This is a genomic window from Bradyrhizobium cytisi (assembly GCF_008123515.1).
Lineage (GTDB): Bacteria > Pseudomonadota > Alphaproteobacteria > Rhizobiales > Xanthobacteraceae > Bradyrhizobium > Bradyrhizobium cytisi.
The window spans coordinates 75,944-101,629 of the sequence record NZ_VSSR01000071.1 but is presented as its reverse complement, the minus strand read 5'-3'; the positions used below and the strand labels follow the sequence as shown (position 1 = coordinate 101,629).

25 protein-coding genes and 2 riboswitches are annotated in these 25,686 nt (G+C 66.8%); of the genes, 18 read left to right on the top strand and 7 right to left on the bottom strand.

The window, feature by feature from the left end:
• Nucleotides 1-135 precede the first annotated feature (135 nt).
• Nucleotides 136-1,107: a 2,3,4,5-tetrahydropyridine-2,6-dicarboxylate N-succinyltransferase gene (dapD, locus tag FXB38_RS35110; protein WP_148755519.1), complete on the top strand. Its 972-nt coding sequence runs from the start codon at nucleotides 136-138 to the stop codon at nucleotides 1,105-1,107.
• An 18-nt stretch (nucleotides 1,108-1,125) separates the two neighbouring features.
• Here dapD and bluB read toward each other — a convergent pair whose 3' ends face one another.
• Genes bluB through cobU form a run of 3 tightly spaced genes read right to left on the bottom strand, consistent with a single transcriptional unit; the run spans nucleotide 1,126 to nucleotide 3,047 of the window.
• Nucleotides 1,126-1,758 carry a 5,6-dimethylbenzimidazole synthase gene (gene bluB / locus FXB38_RS35105; protein WP_148755518.1) on the bottom strand — a complete coding sequence of 211 codons (633 nt, stop codon included), beginning with the start codon at nucleotides 1,756-1,758 and terminating at the stop codon, nucleotides 1,126-1,128.
• A gap of 3 nt (nucleotides 1,759-1,761) precedes the next feature.
• Complete coding sequence (cobS, locus tag FXB38_RS35100) at nucleotides 1,762-2,547, bottom strand: adenosylcobinamide-GDP ribazoletransferase (RefSeq protein WP_148755517.1); 786 nt, start codon at nucleotides 2,545-2,547, stop codon at nucleotides 1,762-1,764.
• On the bottom strand, nucleotides 2,544-3,047 hold the full coding sequence (gene cobU / locus FXB38_RS35095) for a bifunctional adenosylcobinamide kinase/adenosylcobinamide-phosphate guanylyltransferase (RefSeq protein WP_148755516.1): 504 nt from the start codon (nucleotides 3,045-3,047) through the stop codon (nucleotides 2,544-2,546). The genes cobS and cobU overlap by 4 nt, the downstream gene beginning before the upstream one ends.
• 121 nt (nucleotides 3,048-3,168) lie before the next feature.
• Here cobU and cbiB point away from each other — a divergent pair, with 121 nt between their 5' ends.
• Together cbiB and cobD are read left to right on the top strand one after the other, a co-directional pair.
• Nucleotides 3,169-4,122, top strand: coding sequence for an adenosylcobinamide-phosphate synthase CbiB (cbiB, locus tag FXB38_RS35090; RefSeq protein ID WP_187435356.1), 954 nt, complete (start codon nucleotides 3,169-3,171; stop codon nucleotides 4,120-4,122).
• 11 nt (nucleotides 4,123-4,133) lie between these two features.
• The gene (gene cobD, locus FXB38_RS35085) at nucleotides 4,134-5,099 is read left to right on the top strand and encodes a threonine-phosphate decarboxylase CobD (RefSeq protein ID WP_187435355.1); all 966 of its coding nucleotides are present in this window, start codon (nucleotides 4,134-4,136) and stop codon (nucleotides 5,097-5,099) included.
• On the opposite strand, the gene FXB38_RS35080 is transcribed toward cobD, so the two are convergent.
• Both FXB38_RS35080 and cobO read right to left on the bottom strand, forming a co-directional pair.
• Entirely contained in the window at nucleotides 5,088-6,536 is a 1,449-nt protein-coding gene (locus FXB38_RS35080; protein WP_148755514.1) for a cobyric acid synthase, read from the bottom strand. The genes cobD and FXB38_RS35080 overlap by 12 nt on opposite strands.
• 39 nt (nucleotides 6,537-6,575) lie before the next feature.
• A complete protein-coding gene (cobO, locus tag FXB38_RS35075; protein WP_148755513.1) occupies nucleotides 6,576-7,211 on the bottom strand; it encodes a cob(I)yrinic acid a,c-diamide adenosyltransferase in 636 nt (211 codons plus the stop codon).
• 40 nt (nucleotides 7,212-7,251) lie between these two features.
• Nucleotides 7,252-7,468: riboswitch (cobalamin riboswitch) on the top strand.
• A gap of 96 nt (nucleotides 7,469-7,564) precedes the next feature.
• Here cobO and FXB38_RS35070 point away from each other — a divergent pair.
• Genes FXB38_RS35070 through cobJ form a run of 7 tightly spaced genes read left to right on the top strand, consistent with a single transcriptional unit; the run spans nucleotide 7,565 to nucleotide 15,472 of the window.
• Nucleotides 7,565-7,939, top strand: coding sequence for a DUF1636 family protein (locus tag FXB38_RS35070; protein WP_148755512.1), 375 nt, complete (start codon nucleotides 7,565-7,567; stop codon nucleotides 7,937-7,939).
• Nucleotides 7,936-8,970, top strand: a complete 1,035-nt coding sequence (gene cobW / locus FXB38_RS35065) for a cobalamin biosynthesis protein CobW (RefSeq protein ID WP_148755511.1) — start codon at nucleotides 7,936-7,938, stop codon at nucleotides 8,968-8,970. Before FXB38_RS35070 ends, cobW begins: the two co-directional genes overlap by 4 nt.
• Nucleotides 8,970-12,218 carry a cobaltochelatase subunit CobN gene (gene cobN / locus FXB38_RS35060; RefSeq protein WP_148755510.1) on the top strand — a complete coding sequence of 1,083 codons (3,249 nt, stop codon included), beginning with the start codon at nucleotides 8,970-8,972 and terminating at the stop codon, nucleotides 12,216-12,218. The genes cobW and cobN overlap by 1 nt, the downstream gene beginning before the upstream one ends.
• Nucleotides 12,215-13,378: a precorrin-3B synthase gene (gene cobG / locus FXB38_RS35055; protein WP_148755509.1), complete on the top strand. Its 1,164-nt coding sequence runs from the start codon at nucleotides 12,215-12,217 to the stop codon at nucleotides 13,376-13,378. The genes cobN and cobG overlap by 4 nt, the downstream gene beginning before the upstream one ends.
• Nucleotides 13,378-14,007: a precorrin-8X methylmutase gene (locus FXB38_RS35050; RefSeq protein WP_148755508.1), complete on the top strand. Its 630-nt coding sequence runs from the start codon at nucleotides 13,378-13,380 to the stop codon at nucleotides 14,005-14,007. The genes cobG and FXB38_RS35050 overlap by 1 nt, the downstream gene beginning before the upstream one ends.
• Before the next feature lie 2 nt (nucleotides 14,008-14,009).
• Nucleotides 14,010-14,741 (top strand): precorrin-2 C(20)-methyltransferase, encoded by a 732-nt coding sequence (locus FXB38_RS35045; RefSeq protein ID WP_148755507.1) that lies wholly within the window; start codon nucleotides 14,010-14,012, stop codon nucleotides 14,739-14,741.
• Nucleotides 14,738-15,472 carry a precorrin-3B C(17)-methyltransferase gene (cobJ, locus tag FXB38_RS35040; RefSeq protein WP_148755506.1) on the top strand — a complete coding sequence of 245 codons (735 nt, stop codon included), beginning with the start codon at nucleotides 14,738-14,740 and terminating at the stop codon, nucleotides 15,470-15,472. Before FXB38_RS35045 ends, cobJ begins: the two co-directional genes overlap by 4 nt.
• Here the strand turns inward: cobJ and FXB38_RS35035 are convergent.
• On the bottom strand, nucleotides 15,448-16,194 hold the full coding sequence (locus FXB38_RS35035; protein ID WP_148755505.1) for a cobalt-precorrin-6A reductase: 747 nt from the start codon (nucleotides 16,192-16,194) through the stop codon (nucleotides 15,448-15,450). The genes cobJ and FXB38_RS35035 overlap by 25 nt on opposite strands.
• On the opposite strand from FXB38_RS35035, the gene cbiE reads away from it, so the two are divergent.
• Genes cbiE through cobT form a run of 7 tightly spaced genes read left to right on the top strand, consistent with a single transcriptional unit; the run spans nucleotide 16,193 to nucleotide 22,365 of the window.
• Nucleotides 16,193-17,374 carry a precorrin-6y C5,15-methyltransferase (decarboxylating) subunit CbiE gene (cbiE, locus tag FXB38_RS35030; protein WP_148755504.1) on the top strand — a complete coding sequence of 394 codons (1,182 nt, stop codon included), beginning with the start codon at nucleotides 16,193-16,195 and terminating at the stop codon, nucleotides 17,372-17,374. The genes FXB38_RS35035 and cbiE overlap by 2 nt on opposite strands.
• Nucleotides 17,371-17,739: a cobalamin biosynthesis protein gene (locus tag FXB38_RS35025; RefSeq protein WP_187435354.1), complete on the top strand. Its 369-nt coding sequence runs from the start codon at nucleotides 17,371-17,373 to the stop codon at nucleotides 17,737-17,739. Before cbiE ends, FXB38_RS35025 begins: the two co-directional genes overlap by 4 nt.
• Entirely contained in the window at nucleotides 17,736-18,518 is a 783-nt protein-coding gene (gene cobM, locus FXB38_RS35020) for a precorrin-4 C(11)-methyltransferase (protein ID WP_148755502.1), read from the top strand. Before FXB38_RS35025 ends, cobM begins: the two co-directional genes overlap by 4 nt.
• Nucleotides 18,518-19,828, top strand: a complete 1,311-nt coding sequence (locus FXB38_RS35015; RefSeq protein WP_148755501.1) for a cobyrinic acid a,c-diamide synthase CobB — start codon at nucleotides 18,518-18,520, stop codon at nucleotides 19,826-19,828. The genes cobM and FXB38_RS35015 overlap by 1 nt, the downstream gene beginning before the upstream one ends.
• Nucleotides 19,825-20,556 (top strand): uroporphyrinogen-III C-methyltransferase, encoded by a 732-nt coding sequence (gene cobA, locus FXB38_RS35010; protein ID WP_148755500.1) that lies wholly within the window; start codon nucleotides 19,825-19,827, stop codon nucleotides 20,554-20,556. Before FXB38_RS35015 ends, cobA begins: the two co-directional genes overlap by 4 nt.
• The gene (cobF, locus tag FXB38_RS35005) at nucleotides 20,553-21,302 is read left to right on the top strand and encodes a precorrin-6A synthase (deacetylating) (RefSeq protein WP_148755499.1); all 750 of its coding nucleotides are present in this window, start codon (nucleotides 20,553-20,555) and stop codon (nucleotides 21,300-21,302) included. The genes cobA and cobF overlap by 4 nt, the downstream gene beginning before the upstream one ends.
• Nucleotides 21,303-21,312: 10 nt before the next feature.
• The gene (gene cobT, locus FXB38_RS35000; protein ID WP_148755498.1) at nucleotides 21,313-22,365 is read left to right on the top strand and encodes a nicotinate-nucleotide--dimethylbenzimidazole phosphoribosyltransferase; all 1,053 of its coding nucleotides are present in this window, start codon (nucleotides 21,313-21,315) and stop codon (nucleotides 22,363-22,365) included.
• On the opposite strand, the gene FXB38_RS34995 is transcribed toward cobT, so the two are convergent.
• On the bottom strand, nucleotides 22,366-22,938 hold the full coding sequence (locus tag FXB38_RS34995; protein ID WP_148755497.1) for a histidine phosphatase family protein: 573 nt from the start codon (nucleotides 22,936-22,938) through the stop codon (nucleotides 22,366-22,368). It lies immediately after the preceding gene.
• A gap of 72 nt (nucleotides 22,939-23,010) precedes the next feature.
• Nucleotides 23,011-23,212: riboswitch (cobalamin riboswitch) on the top strand.
• A gap of 117 nt (nucleotides 23,213-23,329) precedes the next feature.
• On the opposite strand from FXB38_RS34995, the gene FXB38_RS43200 reads away from it, so the two are divergent.
• Nucleotides 23,330-25,678 (top strand): TonB-dependent receptor, encoded by a 2,349-nt coding sequence (locus FXB38_RS43200; protein ID WP_187435353.1) that lies wholly within the window; start codon nucleotides 23,330-23,332, stop codon nucleotides 25,676-25,678.
• The last annotated feature ends 8 nt before the right edge of the window (nucleotides 25,679-25,686 follow it).

The following is a 25,686-nucleotide window of genomic DNA, read 5'->3' as shown; positions in this document are numbered from 1 at the left end:
ATTGATGAAAAAATACCCTTGTGAATGTTCATTCGCAGCCACGGGCAGCCCGATACCGTATTGCTATGCAGAAGTTGCCAATTCCAGGAGAACTCGCGTATGCACTAGCTGTAGGTCATACTGTGAGCAATTCAAATGACGATGGAGCTGAGGGGCGCGAGAGGCGAGGGATTTGCGACGGTGACCGCCGACGGTCGCGTGCTGGATTCCTGGTTCCTTCATCTGCGCCTGGTTGAGGAGGCCGGCAAGTCGGCAACGGTGCTGCTGACGAAGGACGAGATCAAGAGGTCGCTCGGTGAGTCGGCAGACGGATACGCGCGGCACGACGACGTCCGCAACGTCGGTATCGTTGCAATCCAGACAGAAATTGACTCTCTTGCATCCGCGCCGATTGATGTGCACGACGCATATCTTCGCCTCCATCTCCTGAGCCACCGGCTCGTCCAGCCCAATTGCCTGAACCTCGAGGGAATTTTCAGTCTGTTGCCTAACGTTGCCTGGACCACCCTCGGGCCCTGTGAATGCCCTCGTGTACCGGAAGCACGAATCCTCGCACGAACGCGGGCCCTGGCGTTCGAGGTGACAGGCGTGGATAAGTTCCCGCGCATGACTGACTATGTGACGCCTGCGGATGTGAGAATTGCAGATGCGGATCGCGTGAGGCTCGGAGCCTACCTGGCTCCGGGCACGACCGTCATGCATGAAGGCTTTTGCAATTTCAATGCAGGTACGCTCGGCCCCTGCATGGTCGAAGGGCGGATCAGCGCCGGTGTGGTTGTGGGTAGTGGCAGCGACGTTGGCGGCGGAGCCTCGATCATGGGCACTCTGTCCGGAGGAGGCAAAGAGAGGATTACAGTCGGTGAGCGCTGCCTGATCGGAGCCAACGCCGGTATCGGCATTTCATTGGGTGACGATTGTATCGTCGAGGCGGGCTGTTACGTCACGGCAGGCGCGCGCATCCTTCTGGAAGATGGCCGGGTGCTGAAAGCCAGAGAGCTCTCGGGTGAGAGGGGCCTGCTTTTTCGTCGTAATTCCCAGAGCGGCGCTCTTGAGGCAACCAGGCGTACTCCAAATTGGGACGGCCTCAACTCGCAGCTTCACGGCTAGGTCCGAGACGCAGCTCGCTTAGCGCCGCAGCGTGAATTCGTCTGCACCCCGCCGGTGCTCCCAATTCGCCCGCTCGAGCTCGGGCTGATCGCACTCCGCCTCGGGATAGCCGATGCAGAGATAGGCGATGAATTTCCAGGACGCGGGCACGTCGAGCACGCCGCCGATGCGCTCCGGATTGAGGATCGAGACCCAGCCGATCCCGATCCCCTCGGCGCGTGCGGCGAGCCACATGGCGGTGATCGCCGCGACCACGGAATATTCTGTTGTCTCCGGCATGGTCGCGCGGCCGAGGCCGTGGCCGATCTCGCTGGCCTTGTCCGCGAATATTGCGAGATGGCGAGGTGCCTGTTCGAGCCCAGAGAGCTTGAGCGCGGCATAGCGCGCGGCGCGCTCGCCGGAGTAGCAGTTCAGCGCGTCGGCGTTGCAGGTCCTGAAATCGTCGATCACGTCGCGGCGCCGTACCGCATCATCGACGGTGACGAAGCGCCATGGCTGGCTCAGGCCGACCGACGGCGACAGGCAGGCCGTCTCGATCAGCCGCTCCACGGCACCGTCGGGCAGCGCATCGGTGCGGAAGCGGCGCACGTCGCGGCGCCACACGAACAGCTCGCGCAATTGCCGGCGGAAGGCGTCGTCGAACTCGACCATCGATCATCCTCCCGCATGAAGGAAAGCTGCGGCCACCAGCAAGATCAGGATCTCGCCGACCTGCTCGAAAGCGCCGAGGATGTCGCCGGTCTGCCCGCCGATCTGACGGATGGCAAGCTGCGCCACGATCAGCCCGGTGAGCGAGAGCAGGACCAGGCCGACCAGCGCCTTGGCCGGTCCGAGCGCGAGGGCGAGGGCGAGCGTTCCAACAGCGAAGGCGATCGCCACGCTGCGGCCCGGCGGCGATCCGGCGCGCGCGGAGAGCCCGTCGGGACGCGCAGGGGCGACCAGCGACATGAAGGCCGGCACGCCGGCGCGGGCCGCAGCGTGGGCTGAGCACAAAGCCAGCATCACGGCCCATGGATCGGCGATTGCGGCGAGCGCACTCCAGCGCAGGCCGAACGACAGGATCAACGCACAGACGCCATAGCTGCCGATCCGGCTGTCGCGCATGATCTCGAGCTTGCGCTCGCGCGTCCGTCCGCCGCCGAGGCCGTCGGCGGTATCTGCGAGCCCGTCTTCGTGCAGCGCGCCGGTGATGAGGGTCGTTGTCGCGAGAGCGAGCAGGGCGGCCATGCCTGGTGCCAGTCCCAGCTTGCTCGCGAGCGCATAGGATACTGCGCCTGCAAGGCCCACCAGCAATCCCGCGATCGGCAGCGCCCAGACCGCTCGCGCGATGTCACCATCGCCGGCCGGCTTTGAGGATGCCACCGGCACGATCGTGACAAAGGACGCCGCGATCCTGAGATCGGCGACCACGTCTTTCAGAATGGCGGCGCGCGGCTTCATTTCAGTTTCATCGGCAGGCCGGCGACGACGAGCTCGACTTCGTCGGCGGCCGTCGCAATGGTCTGGTTCATGATCCCGGCGGCGTCGCGAAAGCTGCGCGCCAATGCATTGTCGGGCACGATGCCGAGACCGACCTCATTGGTGACGAAAACCACCGGGCTGCCGAGGCGGGGCAGGGCGGCGGCGAGCTCGGTCACCTCGCGTTCCCAGTCGCGCGCCGCATGCATCAGGTTGGAGAGCCACAGCGTCAGACAGTCGACGAGCCGCGCGCCGCCGCCATCGGTTGCGACCAACGCGGGCACGAGATCGAGCGGCACCTCGCGCTCGATCCAGTCGGTTCCGCGGCGCGCGCGATGTGTTGCGATGCGCGCCTCCATTTCCGCATCGAGCGCCTCGGCCGTCGCGACATAGACGGGCTGCCCGGGAAAGGCGCGCGTGCGCGTTTCCGCACGCCTGCTCTTGCCCGATCGCGCTCCGCCCGTGATCAAGATGACGGCCATGAAGGTCTCCTGTGGGCCTGACTAATCACCAATCGCGGCCAAAGACAAAGCCGAAATCAGGCATCCGGGGGCTTGCGCTCGCCGCTCGCTTTGCGCAACAGGGGCGGGACAGGAGGCCAGTGTGGGTTTTGCGGGCGCGATGGTGGTGGCGATGGCGGTGGATGCCTTGCTGGGCTGGCCGTCAAAGCTGTTTGCGCGGATCGGCCACCCCGTGACCTGGCTGGGCGGGCTGATCGCCGCCATCGATGCCGGCTGGAATCGCGAGTCTGACCCGCCAGCGCTCCGCCGCGCTGCGGGCGTCGCCGGCGCGCTTCTGGTGATTGCGCTCGCGGTTGCGTTCGGTTGGCTGCTTCAATCCTTGCTTCGGTTCCTGCTTCCTTGGGGTTGGATCGGAATCGCGCTGGCTGGCATCCTGGCCTGGCCGCTGGTGGCGCTACGTTCGTTGCATGATCATGTCGCCGCGGTCGCGAGTCCCCTGCTGGGCGGCGACATCGCCGCGGCCCGCGCGGCGGTCTCGCGCATCGTTGGTCGCGATCCCGCCGCGCTCGATGAAGCCGGCATCGCGCGCGCGGCGATCGAGAGCCTTGCGGAGAATGCGTCCGACGGCATCGTCGCGCCGGTGTTCTGGGGTGCGCTGTTCGGCCTGCCCGGTATTTTGGGCTACAAGGCGATCAACACGCTCGACTCCATGATCGGCCATCGCAACGAACGGCACGAAGCCTTTGGCTGGGCCGCGGCGCGCATCGACGACGTCGCGAATTTCATTCCGGCGCGTCTGACCGGATTTCTATTCGTGCTGCTGGCGCCGCGACGAGCCGCTGCGCTGTCGTGCATGATGCGCGATGCGCGCCGTCATCGATCGCCCAATGCCGGCTGGCCGGAGGCGGCGATGGCGGGAGCGCTCGGCGTGCGGCTCAGCGGCCCTCGCATCTATCACGGCAGCATCACCGACGAGCCCTGGCTGAACGGAGGAGCGCGCGATCCGCTTGCGGCCGACATCGGCGAGGGATTGACCGTCTACCGTCGGGCCATGCTGCTGCTCGCGGGGCTCCTTGCGATCCTGGCCTGCGCGTGAAAGAACAGGGCATGCGCGAGCACGGTGGAAATCTTGATCACGCCCGGTGGCATTTTGGCGGCCACGCAGAGGACTGGATCGATCTGTCGACCGGGATCAACCGGCTGCCTTATCCGGTGGGCGAGATCGCCGCGCATCATTGGCAGGCGTTGCCGTCGCGATCCGAGATCGACGCCCTGCATCAGGCCGCCCGGCACGCCTATCGCACGAGCGCGCCGATCGTTGCGATGGGCGGCGCACAGGCTGCCATTCAATTGCTCCCGCAACTCGCGCCGCGCGGCCGCGCGCGCATTCTCGCGCCGACCTACAACGAATATGCCGCCGTTCTGTCGGCCGCAGGATGGGAGGTCGAGGAGGTGAGGGCGCTCGACGCGCTGGCGGGGGCGAACCTCGCCATTGTCGTCAATCCCAACAATCCCGACGGCCGCCGTTACGCGCCGAAGGATCTGCTCGCGCTGTTGCCGCGCGTCGGTCACCTCGTCATCGACGAGAGTTTTGCGGACGGCGTTCCCGAGCTCTCGCTCGCTTCGGAAGCGGGGCGGCCGGGGCTGCTGATCCTGCGCTCCTTCGGAAAGTTCTATGGTCTTGCCGGCCTGCGGCTCGGTTTTGCGATCGGCCATGCGGATGACATCGGCAGAATCGCGGCGGCGTCAGGTCCATGGCCGGTGTCGGGCGCGGCGATCGCGATTGGCTGCCGCGCCTTGCGCAATGACGCCTGGGCCAAGGCGACGTCAGCGCGGCTTGCCCGCGACTGCGTTCGCCTCGACGACATCGCGCAGTCGCAAGGCTGGCGGCTGGTTGGCGGTGCGCCACTGTTTCGCCTCTACGAGGCGCCGGATGCGCGTGCTGCGCAGGAAAAGCTGGCACGCGGCCAGATCTGGTCCCGCGTCTTCGCGCAAAAGCCGACATGGCTGCGCCTTGGGCTTCCGGGCGCTGAGGCCGAATGGTCGCGCCTTGCCGAGGTGCTAGCGCGCTAGCGCGAGCAGGCCTTCGACGTCGAGATGCTTTTCGATGTGATCGGCCAGCGCATCGAGCGCGCTCTCGACCCTGGCGTGATAGGGCTCGTCGCCCGCGGGAATGTCGAGCTTCGCCAAGAATGCCTTGCGAAACGCGTCCGACGTAAACAGGCCGTGCAGATAGCTGCCCTGCACGCGCCCATCGCGTGAGATCGCGCCTTCGGGCTCGCCGTTCAGTTTTGCGAATGGCCGCGCGCGATCAGGTCCATCGGTGCGACCGATATGGATTTCGTAGGCCTCGATCGGCTGATCCGTCGCCACATGCACCGCCGTCACACGCGTCAGCGTCTTTTGCGGGCTCATCACCGTTTCCACATCCAGCAGGCCAAGCCCCGGCGTGTCGCCCGCGGGCCCCTCAATGCCATCGGGATCGGCGACGCTGCGTCCGAGTATCTGGTAGCCGCCGCAGAGGCCGAGCACGTGGCCGCCCCTGCGGTGATGCGCGAGCAGATCGATGTCCCAGCCCTGTGTGCGCAGGAAGGCGAGATCGCCGCGGGTGGATTTTGAGCCGGGGATGATGACGAGGCTGACATCGCCCGGGATCGCTTCGCCCGGACGCACCATCACGAGGTCGACACCCGGCTCGAGCTTCAGCGGATCGAGATCGTCGAAATTGGCGATCCGCGACAGCGCGAGGCAGGCGATCTTGCACTGGCCTGGCTTGCGCGCGTCGCTTAAGCCCAGCGCGTCCTCGGCCGGCAGCTCGCCGGCGCGCGCGAACCAGGGCAGCACGCCAAGGCCGCGCCATTCGGTCTTCGCTTCGATCAGCCTGTAGCCGTCGTCGAACAGCGTGGGATCGCCGCGGAACTTGTTGATGACAAAACCCTGGATCATCGCGGCATCATCCGGGTCGATCACGGTCTTGATGCCGACGAGTTGCGCGATGACGCCGCCGCGATCGATGTCGCCGACCAGCACGACGGGCACGCCGGCCTTGCGCGCAAAGCCCATATTGGCGATGTCGGCCTTGCGCAGATTCACCTCGGCCGGACTGCCGGCGCCTTCGACCAGCACCAGATCGGAGCGCGCCTTCAGCCGCTCAAAGCTCTCCAGCACCGCGCCCATCAAGGAAGGCTTCATCGCCGCATATTCGCGCGCACGCGCGGTCGCGATGCGCTTGCCCTGCACGATGACCTGCGCGCCGACATCCGTCTCGGGTTTCAGCAGCACCGGGTTCATGTCGGTGTGCGGCGCGACGCCGGCGGCGAGCGCCTGCAGCGCCTGGGCGCGGCCGATCTCGCCACCATCGATGGTGACGGCGGCATTGTTCGACATGTTCTGCGGCTTGAACGGGAGCACGCGGAGGCCGCGGCGCGTGAAGGCGCGCGCGAGACCGGCGACGATGAGCGATTTGCCCACGTCCGAGCCGGCTCCCTGGATCATCAATGTGCGCGCCATGGTTTTATTAGAGCTTGGTTTTTTCAGAGCTTGGTGTCTTCAGAATTCGACGCCGGCCTGCGCCTTGATGCCGGAGCGGAACGGATGTTTCACCAGCGTCATCTCGGTGACGAGATCGGCGATCTCGATCAACTCGTCCTTGGCGTTGCGGCCGGTGAGCACGACATGCGTCATCGGCGGCTTCGAGGTCTTCAGGAAATCGACGACCTCCGCGATGTCGAGATAGTCGTAGCGCAGCGCGATGTTGATCTCGTCGAGCACGACCATGCGCAGGCTCGAATCGAGAATCAGTTCCTTGGCCTTGTCCCAGCCGGCGCGCGCGGCCGCGATGTCGCGGGCGCGGTCCTGCGTCTCCCAGGTAAAGCCTTCGCCCATCGCATGGAACTGGCAGAGCTCACCGAAATGGCCGGTGAGCAGGCGCCGCTCGCCGGTATCCCACGCGCCCTTGATGAACTGCACGACGGCGCAGGGGAAGCCATGGGCGACGCAGCGCACGATCATGCCGAAGGCGGAGGAGGACTTGCCCTTGCCGGCGCCGGTGTGGACCATGATGAGGCCTTTTTCGCCGCTCTTGGTCGCCATGATCTTGTCGCGGGCGACCTTGATCTTCGCCATTTTTGCGGCGTGCCTGGCGTCGGCTTCCGCGGCCGTTTTTGTATCCGGTTCAGGCGTCATCGTACCCGGTCCTTCGGCTTGACAAGAGGCGGCCGGGGGCAAATGGTGACCCGGCGTTGGTTCCTGTCCTATGACAGGCGAAGAGGGAATGCGATAGGGTCCGAATCGGCAAGATTTGGGTCCAAACTGCAGCCGCCCCCGCGACCGTGACCGGAGAGATGCCCAAAGCCACTGATCCTCTGGGATCGGGAAGGCGGGGATCGAAGGGGAAACCCTGCTCCGCAAGCCGGGAGACCTGCCAGCGCGGACGATTCTTGAACCGGCGGACGGGGTGTTCCGCGACGGGGAAACGGGCCTTCGCAAGAACGGTTCGTGTGCCTCTTCGCCTCCCGCAGATACTTCTGGAAGAGGCGATGACCGTCACACTGCACGTCTGCATCACCTGCCGCGCCGGCGAGACGCCGAGCGAAGGCGAGGCGACACCCGGCAAGCGCCTGCATGGAGCGATCCTCGAAGCCGGCGTGCCCGACGGCGTCAATGTGGTTCCTGTCGAATGCCTGTCTGCATGCAGTCAGGGCTGCTCGGTGGCGCTCAGCGCGCCCGGCCGCTGGTCCTATGTCTATGGCCGGCTGTCGGATGCCAACGCGCAGGACGTGGTCGCGGGCGCTGCCGCCTATGCCGCCGCGCCCGATGGCCTCGTGCCGTGGCGCAGCAGGCCTGAGATCTTCCGCAAGCAGTCGCTTGCCCGCATTCCCCCCATTGCCGTGTTGCCGGAGGCCGCCGAATGAACTCGCTCGCAAAAGTCCCTGTGACGGTGGTCACCGGCTTTCTCGGCTCCGGCAAGACGACGTTGATCCAGCATCTGCTCGCCAATCCCAACGGCAAGAAGCTCGCCGTGCTTGTCAACGAGTTCGGCAGCGAAGGCGTCGACGGCGAGATCTTGAAGTCCTGCGCGGATGCGAACTGCCCCGAAGAGAACATCGTCGAGCTCGCCAATGGCTGCATCTGCTGCACCGTTGCGGATGATTTCATTCCGACCATGGAGAAGCTGCTTGCGCGCCCGGTGCGGCCTGATCACATCCTGATCGAGACCTCGGGCCTGGCGCTGCCGAAGCCGCTACTCAAGGCGTTCGACTGGCCGGAGATCCGCTCGCGCATCACGGTCGACGGCGTGATCGCGCTCGCCGATGCCGAGGCGGTCGCCGCCGGCCGCTTTGCGCCGGATCCGGCTGCGGTCGAAGCGCAGCGCGCGGCGGACGAAAATCTCGATCACGAGACGCCACTGTCGGAAGTGTTCGAGGACCAGATCGCCTGCGCCGACATCGTGCTGCTGACCAAAGCCGATCTGGCGGGCGCAGCCGGCATTGAGGCCGCAAGGGCCGCGATCACGGCCGAGATGCCGCGCCGCGTGCCGATGTTGCCGATCACCGACGGCGCCATCGACGCGCGCGTGATCCTTGGTCTCGGCGCCGCCGCCGAGAATGATCTCGCCGCGCGCCCCTCGCATCATGATGGCGAGGAGGACCACGAGCACGACGATTTTGCCTCCGTCGTGATCGATCTTCCTGAGGTCACTGACATCGATGCACTGGTCGCATCGGTCCAGAAGCTGTCACGTGAGCAGAACGTGCTGCGCGTCAAGGGCTACATCGCGGTCGCGGGCAAGCCGATGCGCCTGCTGCTGCAGGCCGTCGGCGAGCGTGTGCGCCATCAGTTCGACAAGCCCTGGGGCGCGGGTCACAGGCAGTCAAAGCTCGTCGTGATCGGCGAGCACGGCGATATCGACGCGGCCGCGATCAAGGCGGGATTGGGAGTCTGATGCACGTCGTCTTCCGCGAGAGCCGCGGTCTCGAGGAGACCGCGACGCCAAGGGACATCGGCCAGGACCCGGCCGATCTCGTGGTGCTCTCGTACTCGGATTCCGACCTCGCGGCGTTCGCGGCCGGCTGGCGGCGCGGCCGCACCAGCCTGCCGTCGCTGCGGCTGGCGAACCTAGCAGAACTCCGTCATCCGCTCTCGGTCGACACCTATATCGACCGTACGCTGTCGCGGGCGCGCGGAATTCTGGTGCGGCTGATCGGCGGCGAATCCTATTGGCCGTACGGGCTGGCGGCGCTGCAGCAGTTGGCAAAAGATCGCAACATCGTGCTCGCCGTGCTGCCGGCCGATGGTCGTGATGACACGCGGCTCGATGCCTACTCCACCTTGCCGGTCTCGACGCTGCGCCGGCTGAAAGTGCTCTGCGACACCGGCGGCCCCGTCGCCGCGCAAGCCGCGATCGCGCAACTCGCGCTGGCATCTGGCCTATACGCCGGGCCGGTCGTCGGCGAGATGACCGTTCCCGAGATGGGCTTTTACGATCCCGCACACGGCGTGATCGCGGCGCCGGTTCTGAGCGAGGGGAAGCCACGCGCGCTGGTGACGTTCTATCGCTCCTATCTCACGGCTGCCGACACCGGTCCGGTCGATGCGCTGATCGCGGCGCTGCGCGAACAGGGGTTTGACGCTCACGGCGCGTTCGTGACCTCGCTGAAGGCCACAGGCGTTGCGGATTGGCTGAGGACGTATTTCGCGAACAATCCTCCGGCGGCGATCGTCAATGCGACGGCGTTCTCGGCGATGGGCGACGACGGCACGACGCCGTTCGATGCCGCGTCATGTCCGGTGTTCCAGGTCGCGCTCTCATCGGCGCGACGCGAGGACTGGGCGGAATCGCTGCGCGGCCTGTCGCCGGGTGATCTTGCGATGCATGTGGTACTGCCCGAGGTCGACGGCCGCCTGTTCGCTGGCGTGCTGAGCTTCAAATCGGCAGCGATGCGCGATCCTGATTTGCAATTCTCCCATCTGGCCCACAGGGCGGATGAGGAGCGCGTGAAGGCCGTCGCCGCACGCGTTACGGCCTGGCGGCGGCTTGCGGAGAAACCTGCCGCCGAGAAGCGGTTGGCGATCGTGCTCTCGAACTATCCCGGCCGTCCGCACCGGATCGCGCATGCGGTCGGTCTCGACGCGCTCGCCTCGATCGAAGCGCTGGTGTCCGATCTCACTGAAGCCGGCTTCGATGTTGCGCCGATCAGAGCGCTTGGCGAGACATTGCTCAGCCAGAAACTGACCTGGAGCGTCGCCGAGTACCGCGTGGCGCTCTCGCGCCTTCCGCAAAGTTTGCAGGACGATCTCGCACAAGCCTGGGGTGCGCCGGAGAACGATCCGAACTGCCGCGACGGTGCGTTCCACTTCGCTGCGATCCAGTGCGGCCACTCGATCATCGCAGTTCAACCCGAGCGTGGCGACGCGATCACGCGCGATTCCGACTATCACGATCTCGCCCGCACGCCGGGCCATGCCTATGTCGCGTTCTATCTCTGGCTCCGGGAGCAGGGGATTGATGCCGTCGTGCATATGGGCGCGCATGGCACGCTGGAATGGCTGCCCGGAAAATCGGTGGCGCTGTCGTCCGCGTGTTGGCCGGAAGCGCTGATCGGCGATCTGCCCGTCATCTATCCCTTCATCGTCAACGATCCCGGCGAGGCCGCGCAGGCCAAGCGGCGCATCGGTGCTGTGACCATCGGCCATCTGCCGCCGCCGCTTGAACAATCCGCGGTCCCGGAAGGCCTGCGCCGGCTTGAACGTCTGCTCGACGAATATTCGACCGCCGATGGTCTCGATCCCGCCCGCCGCCAGCGCTTGATTTCTGCGATCCGCGACGAGGCGCGCACAGCGGGCCTCGAAGACGATCTCGGCCTCGATGCATCGGCCGGACCGGCTGAAGCCATCCCGCGGATCGATCGTTTCGTCTGCGATCTCAAGGAAAGCCAGTTCGGCGATGGTCTCCACGTGTTCGGCCGCGGCGTCTGTTGCGAGGCCGAGCGGGACGGGTTGCGTGCCGCGCTCGCGGGCCAGCGCGTGGCGCCGGGCCCGTCAGGCTCGCCCTATCGCGGGCGGCAGGACGTGCTGCCGACCGGACGCAATCTCTTCGCCGTCGATCCGCGCGCGGTGCCGACACCGTCGGCGCATGCGCAGGGGATAAAACTCGCCGAAGAGCTGCTGCGTCGTCATCTTCAGGATCACGGCGACTGGCCGAAAGGCCTTGTCGTCGATCTCTGGGGCTCGGCGACGATGCGCACCGCGGGCGAGGAGTTCGCGATGGCGCTGCATCTGGCCGGTCTCGCGCCACACTGGGATCACGCCTCCGGCCGCGTCACCGGCTACGACATCATCGCGCCGGCCGAGCTTGGCCGTCCCCGCATCGATGTCACGCTGCGCGTGTCAGGCCTGTTCCGCGATGTGTTCGCAGGCCTTGCGCAATTGTTCGAGGCTGCCACCGAGGCGCTGGCGTCGCGCGAGGAGGAGGGCGAGGAGAATCCCTATCGCCACCGCGCCTCGCGCGTGTTCGCGCCGCGCCCCGGACAATACGGCGTCGGCCTCTCGGCAATCCCCGATGCCTTCACGCCCGAGACGCGCGACGCCGCGGGCGAAGCCTGGCTGTCGGCATCGTCCTGGGCGTTCTCCGCCGATGGCGAGATCAAGCCGGATCGCGCCGGCATCGAACAGCGGCTTGCCTCCGCCGATGCTTTCGTTCACGTCCAGGATCTGCCGGAAACCGATCTGCTGCTCGCGGCCGACTATGCCGCGCATGAAGCCGGCATCGCCGCCGCCGCCGCGCATCTCGGTACGGCGGGGCCATCGCTCTATCATCTCGACACGACGCGATCCGACGAGCCGCATGCGCGCACGCTGACCGAAGAGATCTCGCGGGTGGTGCGGGCGCGCGCGGCCAACCCGGCCTGGATCGCCGGCATGATGCGCCACGGTTTTCGCGGTGCCGCCGAGATCACCGCGACGCTGGAGCACATGGCTGCCTTCGCCCATCTCGCTGATGCCGTGCCGCCGCATCTGTTCGATCTCTATTACGACGCGACGCTGGGCGACGCCGACGTCCGTGCCTTCATGGCCGGCGAAAATCCGGCGGCGCTCGCCGCGATGGAGACCTGCTTCACGCGGCTGCACGAGGCCTCGCTCTGGCGGACGCGCCGTAATTCGATTGCGGCTGCGCTGAAGGAGGCGTCATGAGCGCGGCTTCGGTGAAGGGCTGGTGTCCCGGCGCGCTGCGGCCGATGCAATCGGGCGACGGGCTCGTGGTCCGTGTGCGCCCATTCGGCGGCCGGCTCGATGCGGCACAGACCTCCGGGCTTGCGCATCTGGCCGAGCGCCACGGCAATGGCCTCATCGATGTGACCAGCCGCGCCAATCTCCAGATCAGGGGCGTCACCGACACCAGCCACCGGCTGCTGCTTGACGGTCTTGCGCAACTGACGCTGCTCGACCCCGACGCCGACACCGAATCCCGGCGCAACATCCTGGTCACGCCGTTCTGGCGCGATGGCGACGAGACCCAGGCGCTTGCGGCCGAGCTCGAAGAGGTGCTGGCGGACTCGATGCTCGAGCTTCCGACGAAATTCGGCTTCGCCATCGATGACGGCAAGTCACGCGTGCTCGCCGGCAATTCCGCGGATGTGCGGATCGAGCGTGATGCTGCAGGCGGTCTCATCGTGCGCGCAGACGGCGCCAGGCTCGGCCGCAGCGTCGCGCGCGGCGAGGCTGTGACGACCGCACTTGCTTTCGCAAGCTGGTTCATCGCCTCCGGTGGCGTCAGCGGCGGGCGCGGGCGCATGGCAAAGCATCTTGCCGCTGGCGCGGAATTACCTGAGCTGCTGCGCAGCGAGGCGGAGCCGGCGCCCATCATGGCGGCAGCGCGCCCCGGCCTTTATCCGCAAGGAGCCATGGTCGGCGTCGCCTTCGGGCAGATGCCGCATGCGACGCTCAATCGCTTGTCCGGCTGCGGGCATGCACTGCGGATGACGCCATGGCGCATGGTCTTGAGCGAGGGCAAGCGGACGATGCCGACCGCTTCCGGCCTGATCACCGAGGCCTACGATCCGGCGCTCCGCGTCATTGCCTGCAGCGGCGCGCCGCGCTGTCGCGAGGCGCATGCCGACACGCGCGCACTTGCCGCGGCGCTGGCACCGAACATCGGCGCGGCCTCGCGGCTTCACGTCTCGGGCTGCGCCAAGGGCTGTGCCCATTCCGGCGCCGCAGCAATCACGCTGGTTGCGACAGGAGCAGGATTCGATCTCGTGCGCGGCGGGTCGACCCGCGATGAGCCGATCCTGCGCGGGCTCGACCGCGATGATATCGTTCGCGATCCCTCCATCCTGATGGGAGGGCACTGATGCCGCATACTTACGAGACCGACGGCGCCGCGATCTACCGGCAGTCCTTCGCGACCATCCGGGCCGAGGCCGATCTGGCGCGCTTCACGCCTGATGAGGAGCAGGTCGTGGTACGGATGATCCATGCCGCCGGCATGGTGGGTCTCGAGGCGCATATCCGCTTCACGCCTGATATGGCGACCGCCGCGCGCGCAGCGCTGCAGAAGGGCGCGCCGATCCTGTGCGACGCGCGCATGGTCTCGGAGGGAATTACGCGCGCGCGATTGCCTGCGGCCAACACCGTGATCTGCACGCTCGGCGACGAGACTGTTCCGGCGCTGGCGCAATCCATGCGCAACACACGGTCGGCGGCGGCGCTGGAACTGTGGCGCCCGCATCTCGACGGTGCGATCGTCGCGATCGGCAATGCGCCGACGGCGCTGTTTCATCTTCTCAATATGCTGGAGGACCGCGACTGCCCGCGGCCTGCGGCGATCATCGGCTGCCCCGTCGGCTTCGTCGGTGCGGCCGAATCCAAGGCCGCATTGATGGCCGATCCGCCGGCACCGGCGTTGACGGTCGAAGGCCGCCTCGGCGGCTCCGCGATGACGGTCGCCGCCGTCAACGCGCTCGCAAGCCGGAGCGAATAGCGATGGCACGTATCATCTGCTGCGGTCTCGGCCCCGGCGATCCTGATCTGATGAGCGTGCGCGCCGATCGGACCGTGCGTGGCGCGAAGCATGTCGCCTATTTCCGCAAGAAGGGCCGGCCCGGCCAGGCGCGGCGCATCGTCGAGGGTATGCTCGGAAGCGGCGTCACTGAATATCCCATGGAGTATCCGGTTACGACCGAGATCGCTTTCGACAGCCCGGACTATGTCCAGCTGCTGGCCGGCTTCTACGACGAATGGGCCGAGCGCCTGGCGCGACTGGCGCGCGCCGTCGATGTCGTCGTGTTGTGCGAGGGCGATCCTTATTTCTACGGCTCCTTCATGCATCTGCACACGCGGCTGCAAGGCCGCGTCGAGATCGAGGTGATCGCCGGCATTCCCGGCATGGTCGGCTGCTGGAACGGCGTTGGTCAGCCGATCGCGCTCGGCGACGACGTGACGACGGTGCTGATGGGCACGCTGACTGAGGCCGAACTCGAACGCCGCATGCGCGATTCCGATGCGCTCGTCATTATGAAAACCGGCCGCAATCTCGCAAAGGTGCGCCGTGCGCTCGGGTCCGTCGGCCGGCTGGATGACGCCTGGCTGGTCGAGCGCGGCACCATGCCGGGCGAGCGCGTCGTGCGGCTCGCCGAGATCGACGCCGCCGACTGTCCCTACTTTGCGATCGTGCTCGTACACGGCAAGGGCCGGCATCCGGACGCCGCCGAATGACGGGCACGCTGACCATCGCGGGTCTTGGGCCGGGCAGTAATGCACTGGTGACGCCGGAGGTGTCCGCCGCGCTCGCCGCCGCGACCGATATTCTGGGCTATGCTCCCTATGTCGCGCGCGTCGCGCCGCGTCCCGGTCTCACCCTGCATCCGTCCGACAACCGCGAAGAGCTGCAGCGCGCGCGCGAAGGGTTGCGTCTGGCTGCCGAAGGCGGACAGGTCGTCGTCGTCTCCTCCGGCGACCCCGGCGTGTTTGCGATGGCCTCGGCCGTCTTCGAGGCGCTCGAGCAGGCGCCGCAATATCAGGAGCTGCCGATCCGCGTGCTGCCGGGCATCACCGCGATGCTGGCCGCCGCCGCGCGCGCGGGTGCGCCGCTCGGCCACGATTTCTGCGCGATCAATCTCTCCGACAATCTCAAGCCCTGGGCGGTCATCGAGAAGCGGCTGAGGCTTGCCGCGGAAGCGGATTTTGCGATTGCGCTGTACAATCCTCGCTCGGCGAGCCGGCCGGAAGGATTTGGCCGTGCGCTCGCGGTGTTGAAAGAAGCCGGCTGCGGCGAGCGCCTCGTGATCTTCGCGCGCGCGATCAGCGCACCTGACGAGAAAATCGTGACCGTGACGCTGAACGACGCGACATCAGAGATGGCCGACATGCGCACGCTCGTCATCGTCGGAAATTCGCAGACGCGCCGGGTCGGCCGCTGGGTCTATGCGCCGAGGCAGGTTCGATGACCGAGCCACTGCATCACCTCTGCGACGCTCTCCACCCGCAGCCGTTCAGGCAATTGCGGTCGCGAGATCATGATCACGGGCAGGCCGAGCCTGCGGGCCGCATCGATCTTGGCGTGCGCGCCATCGCCGCCGGAATTGCGCGCCACAATCCAATTTATGCCGCGCATGCGCATCATCTCCAGCTCGCCATCAAGGGTGAACGGTCCACGCGATACGATCACATCGGCTGCGAAGGGCAGGGGTGCTTCGGGCGGATCGACGAAGCGCAGCGTGTAGGCGTGCTGGGGCCGCGCCGCGAACGGCGCGATGTGCTGGCGGCCGATGGCGAGGAACACGCGTGCGGCTGCTTCGGGAAGGGCGGCAACCGCGGCGTTGACGTCGCCGACTTCAATCCAGTTGTCGCCGGGCGCTTTTGCCCAGAGCGCGCGTTCGAGCGCAATCAACGCCGTGCCGGTTTCCGCGCACGCTTCAACGGCATTGCGGCTCATCCCGGCCGCGAAGGGATGCGTCGCATCAATCACGTGCGTGATGCCTTCGCGCCTGATGGTATCGGCAAGCCCGCCCGCGCCGCCAAAGCCGCCGCTGCGGGTCGGCAGCGGCTGATCGGCGGGCGCGCGGGTGCGGCCGCCATAGGAATACACGGCATCGATCCCTGCGCGTGCGATCTCCGCGGCAAGCAGGCTCGCATCGGCAATTCCGCCCAATATAAGGGCGCGCATCATGGCTGATCCCTGGCTGACCATCATCGGTATCGGCGAAGATGGCCTTGCCGGGCTGTCCGATGCAAGCCGAAAGGCGCTAGCCAAGGCAGAAACCGTGTTCGGCGGCGAGCGTCATCTCGCGCTTGCAGGCGTGAGCGGGCGCGGCCGCCCGTGGCCTGTGCCGTTCGACGGGGATGTGGTGCTGAGTCGACGCGGTCGGCCGACAGTGGTGCTTGCCTCCGGCGATCCGTTCTGGCACGGCGCCGGCGCGAGCTTGGCCGAGAAGCTCGACGGGGATGAGTGGATCGCACACCCGGCGCCGTCAACCTTCTCGCTGGCGGCGGCACGGCTGGGTTGGCGCCTGGAAGCAACCGCCTGTCTTGGTCTCCACGCCGCGCCGTTTGAGCGGCTCGTGCCGCATCTGGCGCGAGGTGCGCGCATCATTTGTCTCGTGCGCGATGGCAAGGCGGCCCGCGATCTGGCGAAGTGGCTGACGCAACGCGGATGGGGCGCCTCACTCGTGTGGACTCTCGTTGCGCTTGGCGGCCCAAGCGAAAGCATCGACCAGCACCGCGCCGATCTCTTTGCCGAGGATATTGCCAGCAATCTGGTTGCGCTGGCGGTGCAGGCGTGGGGAGGCCAGGGCATTTCGCGCAGCTCTGGATTATCCGACGATCTCTTCGTTCACGACGGCCAGATCACCAAACGGCCGGCGCGCGCGCTCGCGCTATCGGCGCTGGCGCCGCGATCCGGTGAGCTTCTGTGGGACATCGGCGCCGGCTCAGGCTCGATTTCTGTGGAGTGGGCGCTGTGCGGGGGAGCTGCGATTGCCATTGAGGCGCGCGAGGATCGCGCTGAAAACATCCGCAGCAATGCGGCGGCATTCGGATTGGGGCATCGGATCACCGTGGTAGCGGGACAGGCGCCGGAAGCACTCGCGGCGCTGGGAGCACCTGACGCCGTCTTCGTCGGCGGCGGTCTTGATCGTGCGATGTTCGATGCCGTCTGGTCGCGCCTCGCGCCCGGTGCGCGGCTGGTCGCCCATGCGGTGACGCTGGAGACGGAAGCGCTGCTCGGCGAATTGCACCAGCGCCCCGGCGGCGAGCTGATGCGGGTCGAGATTGCGCATGCCGCTCCGCTCGGCCGCTACCGGTCCTGGGAGGCGACGCGGCCGGTGGTGCAGTGGAGCACAGTCCGATGAAGGTCGCCGGGCTCGGATTCAAGAAGGATGTGACGCTGGCTTCGTTGCGCGAAGCGCTTGCGGCGGCCGGCGGGTCCGATGGCCTCGCGGCTATGGCAACAGTCAGCGACAAGGCTGACGCAGAGGCATTGAAACTGCTCGCGCGCGAGTGTGGCGTTCCGATCAGGGCCGTCGCCGCCGAAGTGCTGGCCGGCATCGCGACGCCGACGCAGTCAAAACTCATCACGGAAAAATTCGGTACTGGATCGGTTGCCGAAGCGGCAGCGCTCGCCGTGGCCGGCCCTGGCGCGCGGCTCATCGCAACGCGCGCGGTCTCGCAGGATCGCACCGCGACCGCGGCGATCGCGGAAGGAGACGGCCCATGACCGTGCACTTCATCGGCGCCGGGCCGGGCGCCGCCGATCTTCTCACCCTGCGCGGGCGCGACCTGATCGCGGCCAGTCCGGTCTGCCTCTATGCGGGCTCGCTGGTGCCCGAGGGCGTGCTGGCGCATTGCCCGAACGGTGCGCGCATCGTCAACACCGCATCATTATCGCTCGACGAGATCGTCGCGGAGATCACGGCCGCGCATGCGGATGGCAAGGACGTCGCGCGGTTGCATTCCGGCGACCTCTCGATCTGGTCGGCGATGGGCGAGCAGCTTCGCCGCCTGCGCGCGCTCGGCATTCCTTTCACCGTCACGCCCGGCGTGCCGTCGTTCTCGGCGGCCGCGGCGGCGCTCGAGGCCGAGCTGACGTTGCCTGGCCTTGCCCAGACGGTGGTGCTGACGCGCACGCCGGGCCGCGCCAGCGCGATGCCCGAGGGCGAGAAGCTTGCGGCATTCGCCGCGACCGGCGCGGTGCTCGCCATCCACCTGTCGATCCATCTGCTCGACAAGGTCATCGCCGAGCTGACGCCGCATTACGGCGCGGACTGCCCGGTCGCCATCGTCTGGCGCGCGAGCTGGCCCGACCAGCGCATCGTCCGCGCCACGCTCGCATCGCTCGATGCAGCCACAGCTACCGAGATGGAGCGCACCGCACTCATCCTGGTCGGAAGGACGATTGGCGCTGCGGATTTCGACGAGAGCCGGCTTTACGCCGCCGACTATGACCGCCGCTACCGGCCCGTTGGTGCCGAGCCGCGTTTTCCGGAGGCATCGTGATGCCGGCCGGCCTCGTCATCTCCGCGCCGGCCTCCGGCGTCGGCAAGACCACGCTGACACTGGCGCTCGCGCGTGCCTGGCGCAATCGCGGACTGAACGTGCAGTGCTTCAAGAGCGGGCCCGACTACATCGATCCCGCCTTCCATGCCGCCGCCACAGGCCGCGCCTCCGTCAACATCGACAGCTGGGCGATGGACCGCGCCACGATCGCGCATCTCGTCGGCCGGGGCACGGATGCCGACATCGTGCTCGCCGAGGGCTCGATGGGCCTATTCGACGGCGTCGCCGCGCGCGGCGTCTCCGGCACCGGCGCCACCGCCGACATCGCGGAGATGCTGGGCTGGCCGGTGGTGCTGGTGATCGATCCCTCCGGACAGGCGCAGACGGCAGCGGCGATTGCCGCTGGCATGCGCGACTATCGCCTCGGCGTGCGTCTCGCCGGCGTGGTGCTCAACCGCGTCGCGAGCCCCCGTCACGAAGACCTCGTGCGTCGCGCGCTCAATGACGTCGGCATCGCCGTGTTCGGCGCGCTGCCGCGTCACGCCGAGATCAGCCTGCCGAAGCGGCATCTCGGCCTGGTGCAGGCCGAGGAGCAGGCCGAGATCGGAAAGCTGATCGACGAGGCCGCGCGCTTTGTCTCGGAGCATGTCGATCTCGATGCCGTGCTGCGGTCCGCGGCCGCCTGGTCTGTGCAACCAGCGGCGAACGGCCTGAACGTGACGCCGCCGGGGCAGCGCATTGCACTCGCCCGCGATGCCGCTTTCTCCTTCGTCTATCCGCATATGCTGGAGGCCTGGCGCGCGGCGGGTGCGGAGATCTCGACGTTCTCGCCGCTGGCGGATGAAGTGCCCGACGCGAGCGCCGACGTGTGCTGGTTGCCCGGCGGCTATCCCGAGCTTCATGCCGGCAAGATCGCCGCCAATGCGCGCTTCCGCAGCGGCTTGCGCGCCTTCGCCGAGACACGACCCGTGCACGGCGAATGCGGGGGGTATATGGTGCTGGGAACTGCTTTGACCGACGCCGACGGTATCAGTCATGAGATGACGGGCCTGCTCGGACTGGAGACGAGCTTTGCCAAGCGCCGCATGCATCTGGGTTATCGTCTCGCCGCGCTCGCTGCGCCAATGCCGGGCCATCAGGTTGGCGCGCGCCTGCGCGGTCATGAATTCCACTATTCGACGATCGTCGCCCAGCCCGATACGCCGCTGGCAGTCGTGCACGACGCAACCGGAGCGGTCATCGCCGAAACCGGCTCGTGGCGCGGCCACGCCACCGGCACGTTCTTCCATCTGATTGCGGAGGATCGGTGAGCGGCTTTGTCACCTTCATTTCCGCCGGGCCCGGCGATCCTGAGCTGCTCACGCTTAAGGGCGCCGCGCGGCTGCGCGAGGCGGACGTCGTGCTCTATGACGACCTTGCCTCGGGCGCGATCCTCGATCTGGCGCGCCCGGGCGCCAATCTCGTCGCGGTCGGGAAGCGCGCAGGGCGGCCCTCGACCAAGCAACACCACGTCAACCGCTTGCTGGTCGACTACGCTGCCACGGGCGTGCGCGTCGTGCGGCTCAAGTCGGGCGATGCCGGCATTTTTGGCCGGCTCGAGGAGGAGCTGGAGACGCTGCGCGAGGCCGGTATCGGTTACGAGATCGTTCCCGGCGTCACTTCGGCTTGCGTTGCCGCCGCGCAGGCCGGCATTCCCCTGACCCGTCGCCACACCTCGCGCCGGGTGCAGTTCGTGACTGGCGCCGATGTCACCGGCGAGCTGCCGCAGAATTTGAACTGGGCCGCGCTGGCCGATCCTGATGCGACGACCGTGGTCTATATGGGCCGGCGCACCTTTCCGGCGTTGGTCGCGAAATTGATCGAGCACGGGCTTTCGCCGAATACGCCGGCGCTATTCGCCGAGTCCCTCGGCCGTACCGACGAGCGGCTGGTGCGCACCACCATTTCCGAGCTTGCCGAGCAGCTCGCGCGCGGCGGTGCGGCTTCCACGGCGGCTGTGATCGTGTTCGGCGCGCTGGCGGAGGGCGGATCGTCATGATGACGCTCTCCCTGATCGGCATCGGTTGCGGCGATCCCGGGCAGCTCACGCGTGCGGCGATTGGCGCAATAAATGCCGCCGATCTCGTTCTAATCCCACGCAAGGGAACGGCAAAATCCGATCTTGCCGATCTCAGACGGACGATTTGCGCCGATGTGCTCACCAACCACACCACACGATTCGCCGAGTTCGATCTCCCCGTGCGCGACGCGGGTGATGCCGATTACCGTAAGGGCGTGGACGACTGGCACGACGCGGTCGCCGCGACCTGGTCGCAGACAATCGCCGATCATCCCGGCGGTGACGGTAAGGTCGCGCTGCTGATCTGGGGCGATCCCTCGCTGTACGATTCCTCGCTCCGCATCGCGCGGCGGCTCCATCCGTTGCCTGATATCGAGGTCGTGCCCGGCATCACGTCAATCCAGGCGCTGTGCGCGGCGCATGCACTGCCGCTCAACGACATCGGCGAGCCGTTTCTGGTGACGACGGGACGCCGCCTGCGCGAAGGCGGCTGGCCCGTGGGCGTCGATACAGTCGTTGTGATGCTCGACGGCGGCACGGCGTTCCAGTCGCTCGATCCGGAGGGACTTCACATCTGGTGGGGCGCCTATCTCGGCATGGCCGATCAGATCATCATGTCCGGCGCGCTCGCCGAGATCGGCCCGCGCATCGTCGCATCGCGGCAGGCCGCGCGCGAGCGGCACGGCTGGATCATGGACAGTTACATTCTCAAGCGCAGGCCGTAAGCGAGGCACCATGCTCCCTGATTGGGTCACCCGGAAATGCCCCGAGATCTCCGCCGCTCATCGCGAGGCCGCGATCGCGCGGCAGACGCAACTGACAAAACCGACCGGCGCGCTGGGGCGGCTGGAGCAGCTTGCGATCGAGCTTGCCGCCTTGCAGGCGACCGAACGCCCTCGCGCCGCACGCGTGCCGATCGTCATCTTCGCCGGCGATCACGGCATCGTCGCGCAGGGCGTGTCGGCCTATCCGCAGGCCGTGACCATCGCGATGATGGCGAATTTTGCCTCCGGCGGCGCCGCGATCTCGGTGCTGGCGCGCGAGCTCGGCTCTACCCTCGAGGTCGTCGATGCCGGAACGCTGGCTGAAGTGGCGATGCCTGATATCGTCACGGACAAGCCGCGCTTTGGCACCCGCGATTTCAGCATCGACGCAGCACTCTTGCCGGCCGAGCTGGCATTCGCCTTCGAGGCCGGCCAGCGCGCAGTGGCGCGGGCGCAGGCCCATCAGCCCGATCTGCTGATCTTCGGCGAGATGGGCATCGGCAACACCACGACCTCGGCGGCGATCGCCGCGAGCCTGCTCGGCATCGGCGCCGAGGAAATCGCGGGCACGGGCACCGGAGTCGATGCGGCGGGCCGGGCGCACAAGGCGCGCGTGATCGATGCGGCGATCGCACGTCATGGCGTTGCGGGCGCAGCGCCCGAAAAGATCCTGTGCGCCGTGGGCGGCCTCGAGATCGCGGCGATCTCCGGCGCAATCATCGCGGCTGCGCAGGCGCGCATTCCCGTGCTGATCGACGGTTTCATCGTTTCGGTTGCTGCGCTCGCGGCGGTGCGGCTGAACCCGTCTTGCCAGCCGTTCCAGCTCGCCTCGCATCAATCGGCGGAGCAGGGGCATCGGTTGGTGTTGCGCGCGCTGAACGTGCAGCCGCTGATCAGCCTCGATCTCAGGCTCGGTGAGGGATCGGGCGCCGCGATCGCGCTGCCGCTGGTGCGATCGGCGTGTCACCTTCACAACGACATGGCGACGTTCGCGCAGGCCAACGTGCCGGATCGGCCTGTTTGATCAGGCCACGCGCTGATTGACCGAGACGACACGCCAGCCGGTCGCGAGCCGATCGATCCGGGTCAGCGACAGCGGATCGATCACGAAGCGCAACGCCGCTTGCGGCGTCAGATCCAGTGCGAGGCAGAGCGCGGCACGGATGGTGCCTGAATGCACGACGAGCGTTGCGCGAGCTGTGCCGATCCGCGCTAGCCCCAGCCGGACGCGCGCGACCTGATCCTCAAAGCTCTCGCCGCCTGGCGGCCGTCCGCGCGCCGGATCGCTCCAGAATTGCGCATAGGCCTGGCCTCCGTCAGCTGCGAGCTCGTCATGCCGCCGGCCGGTCCAGTCGCCAAAATCCTGCTCGCCGAATTCGGTGACCAACGCCGGCTCTAGCCCTAGAGCGCGCGCCGTCTCGACCGTACGTCGTGACGGGCTGGCATAGCTCGCGGCATCCTGCGGCAAGCGCTGCCGCAGCGTCTCCAGCTGCGCCCGGTCGCCGAGATCGGCGGGCGCGTCGGCGGCGTGGATCGTCCCTTTGACGCCGTCGACCGGCGCATGCCGGATCAGCCAGAGGAAGGTCTCGCCTTCCATGCTTATCTCCAAAGAAGTTGGTCGCTGCGGCAATAATGGCGCAGCTTGTACATTGACTCTGTCTTGATCGTAACCCTAGATGATTTTGACGGTTTCCCCGAGAGGGGATGAAAAGGGAATGCGGTGCGGGGACATTGTCCCCAATGCCGTAGCTGCCCCCGCAACTGTAAGCGGTGAATCCTTCGTCAGAAGCCACTGGGTCCTCGGTCCCGGGAAGGCGACGAAGTGGTCACGACCCGCGAGCCAGGAGACCTGCCGTCAGCCGTGGTCACACGCGAAGATGTCGGTCGGGGAGTACAGACATTCGGCTTCATCGGAAGGCTTATGAGCCGGAAGATGGGACCTTGGTTCGCGGTGACGTGCCACTGACGTCACACCGAGGTCCAAGACCGTGTCTTCTAGCCATATTGTGCGACTACGCCGTTTCCTGCTGGCGTCCGCCGCTCTCACATCTTTTGTCGCCATCGACATGCCAGCTGCCTTGGCGCAGCAGTTCCGCGAACCCCTGCCGCCCGTGGAGGTCTCGCCGCCGCAATCCCGCAAGCAGACCAAGCCGGCCGGCCGGGATGCGGCAACGGTGCGCCGCACAGCAGCGCGCAGGCCCGCCGTGGCCGCGCCCAAGCCGGTCGTGCCGAACGCTTCGGCGCCGACGCCGCTCAACAGCAACGCGATTGCCGAAAGCGCCTCGCGCCTCGGCCTGACCGTGCGCGAGACGCCCGCAACCGTCGAGGTGATCTCCGCCGAGACCATGCGCGAGCAGGGCTACCGCACCGTCTCCGACGTCGCCCAGGGCGCGGTCGGCGTCACCGCCGGCGACAATCCGGCGGAGCCGTCGGCCTTCTCGATGCGCGGCTTCACCAACAGCCAGATCAACACGCTCTACAACGGCATCAAGATCGGCCCCCAGAACATGACCTCGCGGATCATGGACACGGCCAATCTCGAAGCCGTGGAGATCCTGAAGGGGCCGGCCTCGCTGATCTCGGGCGAGGGCGCCGCCGGCGGCGCGATCAACTTCGTCAGCAGGCAGCCGCACACCGGGCCGATCCGGAATGAAGCGGACTTTTCCTGGGATTCGCTCAATTCGTTCCGCGCGCATTACGGCTCGGGTGGCAGCACCAATGTCGAGGGGCTCGACTACCGCTTCGACGTCAGCCGCTCCACGCTCAACGGCTTTGCCGACGACACCAACACCAGGACGCTCGACGTCTCCGGCCAGCTCAACTACCGCATCTCCGACAGCCTCAAGGTCTGGGGCGCGATCGAATATCGCGAGGACCGCTCAAAGGCATATTGGGGCGCGCCACTGGTGCCGGTGGCCTATAGCGGATCGCATGCGACGGCCGGCATCGTCTCGGGCGCCTATGTCGCCTCCAACAATTCGATTCTCGGGCCGATCACGATCGACGACCGCACCTTCAACACCAATTACAACGTCCTCGACAATCGCAACGTGGCGCAGGAGGTCTGGCTGCGCGGCGGCTTCGAGCTGAAGCTGGCGCCCGACCTGACGTTGAAGAGCCAGGCCTATGCCTACGGCGCGGAGCGCTCGTGGTTCAACAACGAAGTCGAGGCATTCAACGCCGCGACGAACTTGGTGGATCGCAGCCGCTTCTCTGTCGCGCACAGCCAACGGCTGGTCGGCAACATCACCGACCTGACTTGGGATGCGAATATCGCAGGCTTCGACAATCGTCTCGTCACGACGCTGTCGTCGAGCTACCTGGACTTCGTCAGGCCGGGTGCCTTCAAGCCCCTTGGCGATTCTGTGCCGCTGGTCGATTTCGACCGCGGTTTTTATGGCCCGCTCACGATACAGCAGCAGACCGCGCGCATCGACAACGAGGCGCTGTCGTTCGAGGACCGGCTGAAGCTGACGCGCACCTTTGCGCTGATCGGTGGTCTGCGCGTCGAGCATATTGGGCTTGACCGCAATTCGACTGACCCCGCCGGGCTTGTGAAAGCAGACTTCCCATTCTCGAAATCCTGGGCGCCCGTCACCGGCCGCATCGGCTACACCTGGGAAGCCGTTCCGGGTTTGACCTTCTTCAGCCAGTACGCCACCGGCGCGGACGTCTCGGCCAACAATATCTTCCTGGTTGCTCCGACCCAGAACCTCGACCTGACGACCGCGCGCACTTACGAGACCGGCGTCAAGCATGTGCTCTGGGACAACAGAGCGGAGTGGTCGTTTTCGGCCTACGACATCCTGCGCAAGAACGTCTATGCCGCGGCCGGTGGCATGCAGCTCAACATCGCTGGACGGCAGGAATCGAAGGGTGTCGAGCTTGCCGGATCAATCCGCCCGATCGAGCCTTTGCGTCTCTGGGGCAACATCGCCTATGTCGATGCGCGCTACGCCGGCTACGACTTTGCCGGCGGCTCGTTCTCGGGCAACACGCCGCCGAACGTGCCGCGCTTCGTTGCCAATGCCGGCGCGTCCTGGCGCTTCTCGACGGCATGGCCGGTGGAGGTCGGCATCACCGGCCGTCATGTCGGCGACCGCTACAACACCGATGCGAACACCGTGACCATGAATGCCTACACGGTCGGCGATGTCTACGCCTTCGTCGATATCCCCAAGACGGTCTTCAATGCGGCCGACCAGGCCCGCCTGACTTTCCGGGTGCGCAACTTCACCGACAAGCGCTACGCGATCTGGGGCGACCCGTTTTATCCCAACCAGATCCTGCTGGGTGCACCGCGGACCTATGAAATCTCCGCCGCGTTCAAATGGTAGGGTGTTGA